Source organism: Sphingomonas sp. OTU376, assembly GCF_038440415.1.
Taxonomy (GTDB): Bacteria; Pseudomonadota; Alphaproteobacteria; order Sphingomonadales; family Sphingomonadaceae; genus Sphingomonas; species Sphingomonas kyeonggiensis_A.
This window is the reverse complement of record NZ_JASATQ010000065.1, coordinates 19,611-28,365: the sequence shown is the minus strand read 5'-3', so window position 1 is coordinate 28,365 and position 8,755 is coordinate 19,611. Positions and strand designations below refer to the sequence as shown.

The window sequence follows — 8,755 nt, the reverse complement described above, 5'->3', positions numbered from 1 at the left end:
TCCCCCGTTGGGGGGCCGGGGCAATTATGCCGGGGCCCCCGGGCTACCCGGGGGGGCCAGAGCCACGAACGATCTCGCTCTGTACCCCTGGGCCCCGGCTTCCGCCGGGGAGCAGGCGGAGGAATGAAAATGACCTATCGTATTTTCCTCGCAACCGCTTCGGCACTGGCGCTCGCCGCCTGCGCCGCCGGTCCGAATTATGTCGCGCCGACGCCGCCGCAGACCGCCGCGGGCAATTTCGTCGCGGCCAATCCCGCAGTCACCGTCGAGCCCGTCCAGGGCAACTGGTGGCGGCTCTATAACGACCCGGTGCTCGACCAGCTCGTCTCCGACGCGCTCGCCGCCAACACCGATATCCGCATCGCCGTGGCGCGGATCGAGAAGGCCCGCGCGACATTGCGCGGCGCCAAGGCCAATCAGCTGCCCCAGGCGACGCTGGGCGCCGGCGCCAATTATGGCCGCCTGCCTGAGGGGCAGCGCCAGCCTGCCGCACCGCTCAACGACTGGCAGATCGATGCCGGGCTGAGCGTCAGCTATGAGGCGGACCTGTTCGGTCGCCTCAGCCGCGGTACCGAAGCCGCGCGCGGCGATGTCGGTGCTGCCGAGGCGGATGCCGATGCCGTCCGCGTGATCGTCGCCGCCGAGACGGCGCGCGCCTATGCCGATGCGACTTCCTCCGCCGAGCGGCTGGGCGTGGCCGAGCATATCGTCCAGCTGCTCGACCAGTCGATCGAACTGACCGAACGCCGCCGTGGTGTCGGCCTCGCGACCCGGCTCGATACCGCTCGGATCGGCGCGCTGCGCAACCAGCGCGAGGCCGATGTGCCGGCGCTCAAGGCGGCCCGCGATGCGGCGCTGTTCCGGCTTGCCACGCTGACCGGCCGCACCCCGGCCGAGCTGCCGGCGGTGGTGGGCGAGCGCAACACCACGCTGCGCCTCAGCCAGCCGATCCCGGTTGGCGACGGTGCCGCGCTGCTGGCGCGTCGTCCGGACATCCGCGCCGCCGAGCGTCGTCTTGCCGCCGCCACCGCGCGGATCGGCGTGGCGACCGCGGACCTCTATCCGCGCATCACGCTCGGCGCTTCGGGCGGCTCGACCGGCACCGATTTCGGCGACGTGTTCGGCGCGGGGCCGCTACGCTGGCTGGTCGGCGGGCTGCTCAACTGGGCGGTGAATCCGGGTCCGGCGCGTGCGCGGGTCGCGGGTGCCGAGGCCGATACCAAGGTCGCGCTCGCCACCTTTGACGGCACCGTGCTCAACGCGCTGCAGGAAACCGAGACGGCGCTTTCAGCCTATGGCCATGCACTCGAGCGGCGCACCGCGCTTCAGGCGGCGCGCAACGAAGCGGAAGCGGCGGTCAACATCGCCCGGGCCCGCCAGCGCGAAGGCGATATCGACTCGCTGGCGCTGCTCGATGCCGAGCGGACGTTCGCGGATGCCGAGGCGGCGCTGGCCCAGGCCGATGCGTTCATCGCCGAGACGCAGGTCGACCTGTTCCGCGCATTGGGTGGCGGCTGGCAGAAGAGCTGACGCTCCCTTTATTTGTCATCCCCGCGCACGCAGGGATCCAGAGCCGGGAAGGACAGCGCCTTTGACTCTGGATCCCCGCCAGCGCGGGGATGACGGTTTTGGGGGCAGGGGAGATGGTTCAGCGGGAGCGCCTCACCCGTATAGGCATTGTGCGGCCTCGCAGAGCCGCTAGTCTCCTGCCCATGACCCAGGCTCATGCAAAGATCGGGCGCGGCGCGCCCTATGCCACCGCCATCGATTTCGGCACGCACGCGCTCACCGCCGACGAGCCGGAGGCGCGCGGCGGCGGTGACACCGGGCCGGCGCCCTATGAGCTGCTGCTGGGCTCGCTGGCTGCCTGCACCGCGATCACTTTGCGCATGTATGCCGAGCGCAAGGGCTGGACGGTCGAGGAGATCGACGTCGCGCTGTTCCTCCACGGACAGGGCGAGACGCTCAACATCGAGCGCGTGCTGACGATCACCGGAACCGATGCCGAGCAGAATGCCCGTCTTGCCGAAATCGCGGAAAAGACGCCGGTGACGCTCACCCTGAAGCGGGGCGTTCCGATCGAAACACGGCTCGGGTAAATCTTGTTACAATTTCGCGCAACATCCCGGACGCAATTTGTCGTAGAAGCCGCAACATGCTTGCTACCGCGACTCCTCAGGACGATTCGGCGACCCTGCTCGTCGTAGACGACGACCGTGACATCCGCATGCTGCTGGCGAACAGCCTCGGCTCGCGCGGCTACCGCGTCGAGACGGCTTCCAGCACCCGCGACATGGACCAGATCCTGGCGCGCACGCCGGTCGATCTCGTGATCCTCGACGTGATGATGCCGGGTGAGGACGGGCTTTCGGCCTGCCGCCGCATCGCCCGCACCGACGGGCCCGAGATCATCTTCCTGAGCGCGCTCGGCGAGGAGCAGGACCGCATCCTCGGCCTCGAGGTCGGCGCCGGACACTATCTGCCCAAGCCGTGCAGCCCGCGCGAGATCCTCGCCACGGTGCGCGCGGCGCTGCGCAAGCGCGGCGCGGTCGTCACCAGCGAGAGCGGCGACGTCTATACCTTCGAGGGCTGGCGGATCGACCTGGGCAGCCATGAGCTGTTCGATCCGAACGGCGTGCTCGTCGGCCTCACCGATGGCGAGTTCGCGGTGCTGCGCGTGTTCATCGAGCGTCCGCGCCGGGTGCTGAGCCGCGAGGCGCTGCTTGCCGCGGCGCGTGGACCGGATTCGGACGCCTATGACCGCGCGATCGACGTGCAGGTCAGCCGCCTGCGCCGCAAGCTGCGCTCGGGCGGGGACGAGATCATCCGCACCGTCCGCAACGAAGGCTATCTGTTCGTGCCGAAGGTCGTGCGCGCGTGACATTGCGCGGCAGGGCGGCGGGATCGCCGCTGTTCCTGCGGATCTTCGCGCTGATGGTTGTCTGCGTCGCGGTGACGCAGCTGATGAATTTCGCCCTGCTGATCGCGGTGCAGACTCCGACGGCCAAGCTCTACACGGTCGGCCAGGCGGTCGATGCGTTGCAGAACAAGCTGATCGACGACGATTTCTCGGTCTCCAAGTCCGATCACTTTATCGAGCAGCCCTGGAACCCGCGTGGCGAACGTACCGAGATCGCCATGGCCAAGGCGATGAACGTGCCGGTCGAGCGCGTTCTCATCAGCTTCCCGACCCCGATCCTGACGCGCGAGAAGACCTATGACCGGGCCAGCGTGCCGCGCCCGGTGCCGCCGGCCACGGTGCAATCGGCGCGTGACGTCATCATCACGGGGGACTTCACCGCCGGCTATCGCGGGGCGGATGGCCAGTGGGTCACTGTCACCACCGGCTCGGCGTTCGAGCCGTGGCGCTGGTTCGTGCTGTGGTGGCTGATCGTCTCGGCGGCGGCCGTGGCGCCCTTCGCCTGGGCGCTGGCGCACCGGATCGCCAAGCCGATCGGCGCCTTTGCCGCCGCCGCCGAGCGGCTGGGCCGCGACCCGCGCGCCGCGCCGATCGCGATCGACGGGCCCACCGAGATCGCGGATGCTGCCGCCGCGTTCAACCGGATGCAGGCGCGGCTCAACCGCTATGTCGATGATCGCGCGACCGTGGTCGGTGCCGTCGCGCATGATTTGCGTACGCCGCTGATGCGGCTGGGGCTGCGGCTTGAGGCGGCGCCCGACGACCTGCGCAGGGCCTGCGAGGGCGATATCCGCGACATGGAGGCGATGATCTCCGCGACGCTCTCCTATCTGCGCGACACCACCAAGCAGGGGGTCCGCAAGCCGCTCGACCTGCGCTCGCTCGCCGAGACGGTGACCGACGACATGAGCGACCGCGGCGAACCGGTGACGCTGACGCCGGGCGAGCCGGTGGTGGTGGAGGGGAATTCCCCCGCGCTCAAGGCGATGCTCAACAATCTTGTCACCAACGCGATCAAATACGCCGGCAGCGCTGAGGTGTCGCTGGGGCAGGCCGACGGCCAGGCGGTGATCGAGGTGCGGGACGACGGCCCGGGCGTCGCGCCCGAGGATCTGGACCGCGTGTTCGAGCCCTTTTTCCGCGGAGAGCGCTCGCGCAACCGGGATACCGGCGGGATCGGGCTGGGGCTGGCCAGCGCCCGCGCCGTCGCCCGCGCGCATGGCGGCGACCTGACCGTGCGTAACCGCGAAGAGGGCGGACTTTCCGCGGTGGTGACGCTGCCCGTCTAGTACGGCCACAGACCGGAAACGTTTCTGCGAAGAAGCGAAATCACCCCGACATCGATCCCGTCGAACTCCTTCACATGCTGTGAGGGTTCATGGGGCAGGATCGAAGTTTAGACATTGAAATCAAGGGCGAGACCAATGTGCTCGAGCGCGCGCTGGCGCGACCGGTGCCGCTGTGGAGCCTCGTCCTGGTACTGCTGCTCTTGCCGCTTGCGGCGATCGGCATGGGTGCGATCGTCGATGGCTGGGAGAAGTCGGGCGCGGTCGGGCGGGCGGCGATCGCGGTGGCGCGGGTGCCCGACACGATCAAGGGCATGTTCAAGAGCCCTGCACCCTATTTCGGCGGCAGCTACGAGAAGCTTCCGGGCGGTTTCACCCGCGATCCGGGCTTCACCGACAGCGGCTATGCACTGATCTCGCCCTTCGATCCCAAGCGCAAACGCTCGGTCGTCCAGCTCCTGCGCCTCTCCGACGGGCAGGCCGTGCACACTTTCGTGCCTGATGTGGACGCGGCCAATGCACGGTCGAAATTCGCCTCCGAACTCACCGATGTGCACCGCGACAAGGACGCCGCGCGCAACCGGCTGATGCACCCGCTGCTGCTCGCCGACGGCAGCCTGGTGCTGCACGACAGCTCGCCGCTCGCCCGCTACGACGCCTGCGGCAAGCTGCTCTGGTCGCTGGACGGCATCTTCACCCATTCGACCGAGCAGGGGCCGGACGGCAACCTCTGGGTGCCCTATCGCTACCCGGTGCCGCGCGAGCCGGGGGTGAAGGCCGATTTCTGGGACGACAGCGTCGCCAAGGTCTCGCCCGAGGGCGCGCTGCTGCAGGTCGACCGCATCGCCGAGATCCTCGAGCGCAACGGCCTCGCCCGGCTGTGGCGGGGGCGACCCTATGTGCAGGATCCCTTCCATCTCAACGACATCCAGCCGGCGATGGCCGACGGGCGCTTCTGGAAGAAGGGCGACCTGTTCCTGAGCCTGCGCAACCTGTCGCTGATCGCGCTCTACCGGCCCGAGACCGGCAGGATCCTGTGGTGGAAGATCGGCCCGTGGCGCTTCCAGCACGACGTGAGCATCCTCGACGACCACCGCATCTCGGTGTTCGATAACAACACGCTGATGGGCTACCCGGACGAGCGGGTGAACGGGCATAACCGCTTGCTGGTCCACGATCTTTCGAGCGGCGACACCAGCTCGCCCTGGGAGCGCGGCTTCGCCGCCAACCGGATCGCCACGCGCGCCCAGGGCCGCGGCACGCCGCTGCCGGGCGGCGATGCGATGATCGAGGAGACCGAGCAGGGCCGCCTCGTCCGCATGTCCCCCGGGGGCGACCTTCGCTGGCGGTACATCTCCGCCGATTCCGCCGAGCGGCGCATGGCCCTTAGCTGGGCGCGCTACCTCGATCCCACCACCGATGGCCCGGCCATTCAAGCTACGGTGACTGCAAAATGCTCATAAAAACCCTTCGTTTCCTGTCGCTTGCGCTCGCCCTTACGGCACCGCTGGCCGCCCAGGCCTATACCGGCCCCGGAGTTGGCCTGGGCGCGATCGGCGTCGCCTTCGGGCTGATCGGCTCGATCCTGCTCGCGATCGTCTCGGTCGTCTGGTACCCGGTCAAGCGGCTGGTCCGCCGCATCCGCGGGCGCGCCCGGTGATCCTCGCCTTCCTAGCCATCATCGCGGTGCTCGAACTGGCCCGCGCCCTGCCGCTTGTCCCGGCTTTTCAGGAGCTTGCCGCCTGCAGCCAGCATGCCATGCGGCTGCTTGCCAGGAGGGGCGTTTCCGAATGGGGCAAGGAGAGGGCGCTGCGTATCCTTTCGGGGCGGATGTTCATGCACTCGGTCCGTGCCGGCGGCCTGCTGGTGGCGACCGCTTCGCCGCTTCTGGGTCTGCTCGCTCTGAACGCCCTGCTGCCCGAAGTTGACGCCTTCCGGACGGACTGGACGTCGAAGTTGGCACTGATGCCGCTCACCCTCGGCTATGCGGCGCTGCGCTGGCAGGTTCGCCGTGTACGGGCGCGCTGACAAGCTCCTCCACCGCATCGCCCTGGGCTCGCCCGCACTGCTCGAAGCGACGTTCGACATCGAGCGGGCGCTCCATGGCAAGCGGCTGAAAACGCTGGAGATCAGGCGACCGGTGTTCATCGCCGGGCTGGCGCGCGCCGGCACCTCGATCCTCACCCGGCTGTTGCATTCCGGCGGGGACTTTGCCGCCCCGGCCTATCGCCAACTTCCGTTTCCACTTGCGCCCAACAGCTGGGCGTGGCTCGGCGGCAAGCGGCATGTCGAGGCCCGGGAGCGCGGCCATGGCGACGGTTTGACCCATGATCTCGATAGCCCGGAGGCGATCGAGGAGGTTTTCTGGCGCGCGTTCGAGGGCAATCGCTACCTGAAGCGGCGCGAATTGCTGCCGATCGCCCCGGAAAAGCCGACGCTTGCTGCGTTCCGTGACTATATGCGTCTGGTCCTGCTGAGCCAGGGCGGCACACGCTATCTATCTAAGAACAATAACAATATCCTGCGGCTGGAGGGGCTGGCGAGCAGCTTTCCGGATGCAGTCCTGCTCCATCCGTTCCGCGAACCGTTGCAACAGGCGCTGTCGCTGTTGACGCAGCACCGGCGCGCGGTGGCGCTGGCGGCGGAGGACCCGTTCCGGCGCCGGTTCATGAGCTGGCTGGGGCATCACGAGTTCGGCGCCGACCAGCGGCCCTTCCGCTTCGACGGCGCGCCCGGGCCGGGCGAGGATGCCGGCCATGTCGATTACTGGCTGAGGCTGTGGGACGCGGTGCACCGCGCGCTGCTGGCGGCGCCGGCGGCGGTGCAGGAGCGGCAATTCTTCCTGGACTATGATGCGCTGTGCGCGGCGCCGCGGGTCTATGGGCCGCGGCTGGCGGTAATGGTCGAGGCGCCGATCGACCCCTCCGCGCTGCGGGCGCCGGATTTGCGGGAAGCGGCGGCGGATGCCGGGCTGCTGGCGCGGGCGGGCGAGACGCATGCGCGGCTGCATGCGCGGTTCCGGGGGGTGTTTGGTTGAGCTTCAAATCCTCCCCCGGATGGGGAGGGGGACCAGCCGCAGGCTGGTGGAGGGGTATTCTCCACGGGCTGTGATGCTTGGGGCGCGCTACCCCTCCACCACCGGCTGCGCCTGCGGTCCCCCTCCGGGGGAGGATTTGGAGCTGGCTGGAATCGCTTCATTTTCGTCATCCCGGCCTTGAGCCGGGATCCCGCTTCTTCTTCCGCCGGGCAAGGCAGCGGGACCCCGGCTCAAGGCCGGGGTGACGGGAGGAGTTTTGGCGCCCGGTCATGCGACCAAAGTCGTAGCTGCCTAGGCGCCTCCCGCCATCCATGATAGCGCTAACGCGGAGCGACCGGCGGATGACGTGCCGGCGACGGGGCTTGGGCAATCGCCAGTCGGAGAGGGAACCGGGCAATGACGATCATGGGAACGCGGCGCACGGTGCTGGGTGGCATCGGCGCGGGGCTGATTACGGGCGTGGCGGGCCTGCCGGCCTGGGCGCAGGGCAAGCGCAAGCTGGGCTATGCGATCGTCGGCCTGGGCAATTACGCGACCAACCAGATCCTGCCGCGGATCAAGGATTGCGAGTTCGCCGAGCTGAAGGCGCTGGTGAGCGGCACGCCGGCCAAGCTCGAGAAGTTCGGCGCGCAGTACGGCGTGCCCAGAACGCACTGGTACGACTACAAGAGCTACGACCGGATCAAGGACAATCCCGACATCGACCTGGTCTATGTCGTGCTGCCCAACAGCCTGCATGCGGAATATTCGATCCGCGCCAGCCAGGCCGGCAAGCATGTGCTGTGCGAGAAGCCGATGGCGGTCTCAGCGACCGAGGCCGAGGCGATGATCGCGGCGGCGAACAAGGCCAAGCGCAAGCTGATGATCGGCTATCGCTGCCATTTCGAGCCGTACAACCTCCGCGCGGTCGAGCTGGTGAAGACCGGGTTCGTCGGGCGGCCGACGCTGATCACCGCCGAGCATGGCTTCTATGCCCAGCCCAACCAGTGGCGGCTCGACCGGCCCTTCTCCGGCGGCGGATCGATGATGGACATCGGCATCTACAGCCTGAACGCGGCGCGCTACCTGGCCGGCGAGGAGCCGGTGGCGGTCAGCGCGATGGAGTTCACCGACCGCAGCGACCCGCGCTTCAAGAATGTCGAGGATCGGATCGACTGGCAGATGCGCTTCCCCTCGGGCGTGATCGCCAATTGCGTGTCGAGCTATTCCTCCGGCCATAACGCCTTCCGGGTGAGCGGGACCAAGGGCTGGGTGGGGATGGAGCCGGCCACATCCTATGAGGGGCACCAGATGTGGGCGCGGGCAAACGGCAAGACCGAGCAGGTCATGCTGCCGCCGCCCGCCAAGAACCAGTTCGTCGCGCAGCTCGATCATCTTGCGGAAAGCGTGCTCAGCGGCATACCCCTGCGGGCGTCGGGCGAGGAAGGCTTGCGCGACATGCGGCTGATCGAGGCGATCTATCGATCGGCGCGCGAGGGGCGGGCAATTCAGCTCGCGTGACGGAGTAGAATG

At 68.4% G+C, this 8,755-nt stretch carries 9 protein-coding genes; all 9 read left to right on the top strand.

The annotated features are described in order from the left end of the window. The first annotated feature begins 123 nt into the window (after nucleotides 1–123). The 9 genes from AAHM44_RS20550 (at nucleotide 124) to AAHM44_RS20510 (ending at nucleotide 8,743) form a co-directional block, all read left to right on the top strand. A complete protein-coding gene (locus AAHM44_RS20550) occupies nucleotides 124–1,530 on the top strand; it encodes a TolC family protein (RefSeq protein WP_342251140.1) in 1,407 nt (468 codons plus the stop codon). A gap of 182 nt (nucleotides 1,531–1,712) precedes the next feature. Beyond that, entirely contained in the window at nucleotides 1,713–2,099 is a 387-nt protein-coding gene (locus tag AAHM44_RS20545; RefSeq protein ID WP_269574286.1) for an OsmC family protein, read from the top strand. Nucleotides 2,100–2,155: 56 nt separating this feature from the next. After that, nucleotides 2,156–2,881 carry a response regulator gene (locus tag AAHM44_RS20540; protein WP_184170282.1) on the top strand — a complete coding sequence of 242 codons (726 nt, stop codon included), beginning with the start codon at nucleotides 2,156–2,158 and terminating at the stop codon, nucleotides 2,879–2,881. Further along, nucleotides 2,878–4,209: a sensor histidine kinase gene (locus AAHM44_RS20535; RefSeq protein ID WP_269574287.1), complete on the top strand. Its 1,332-nt coding sequence runs from the start codon at nucleotides 2,878–2,880 to the stop codon at nucleotides 4,207–4,209. The genes AAHM44_RS20540 and AAHM44_RS20535 overlap by 4 nt, the downstream gene beginning before the upstream one ends. Nucleotides 4,210–4,298: 89 nt before the next feature. Beyond that, entirely contained in the window at nucleotides 4,299–5,669 is a 1,371-nt protein-coding gene (locus tag AAHM44_RS20530) for an arylsulfotransferase family protein (protein WP_342251139.1), read from the top strand. Beyond that, on the top strand, nucleotides 5,660–5,866 hold the full coding sequence (locus tag AAHM44_RS20525) for a hypothetical protein (protein WP_342251138.1): 207 nt from the start codon (nucleotides 5,660–5,662) through the stop codon (nucleotides 5,864–5,866). Before AAHM44_RS20530 ends, AAHM44_RS20525 begins: the two co-directional genes overlap by 10 nt. Next, nucleotides 5,863–6,234, top strand: a complete 372-nt coding sequence (locus AAHM44_RS20520; protein WP_342251137.1) for a hypothetical protein — start codon at nucleotides 5,863–5,865, stop codon at nucleotides 6,232–6,234. Before AAHM44_RS20525 ends, AAHM44_RS20520 begins: the two co-directional genes overlap by 4 nt. Further along, nucleotides 6,218–7,243 carry a sulfotransferase gene (locus AAHM44_RS20515; protein WP_342251136.1) on the top strand — a complete coding sequence of 342 codons (1,026 nt, stop codon included), beginning with the start codon at nucleotides 6,218–6,220 and terminating at the stop codon, nucleotides 7,241–7,243. The genes AAHM44_RS20520 and AAHM44_RS20515 overlap by 17 nt, the downstream gene beginning before the upstream one ends. Before the next feature lie 405 nt (nucleotides 7,244–7,648). After that, a complete protein-coding gene (locus tag AAHM44_RS20510; RefSeq protein WP_342251142.1) occupies nucleotides 7,649–8,743 on the top strand; it encodes a Gfo/Idh/MocA family protein in 1,095 nt (364 codons plus the stop codon). Nucleotides 8,744–8,755: the final 12 nt, after the last annotated feature.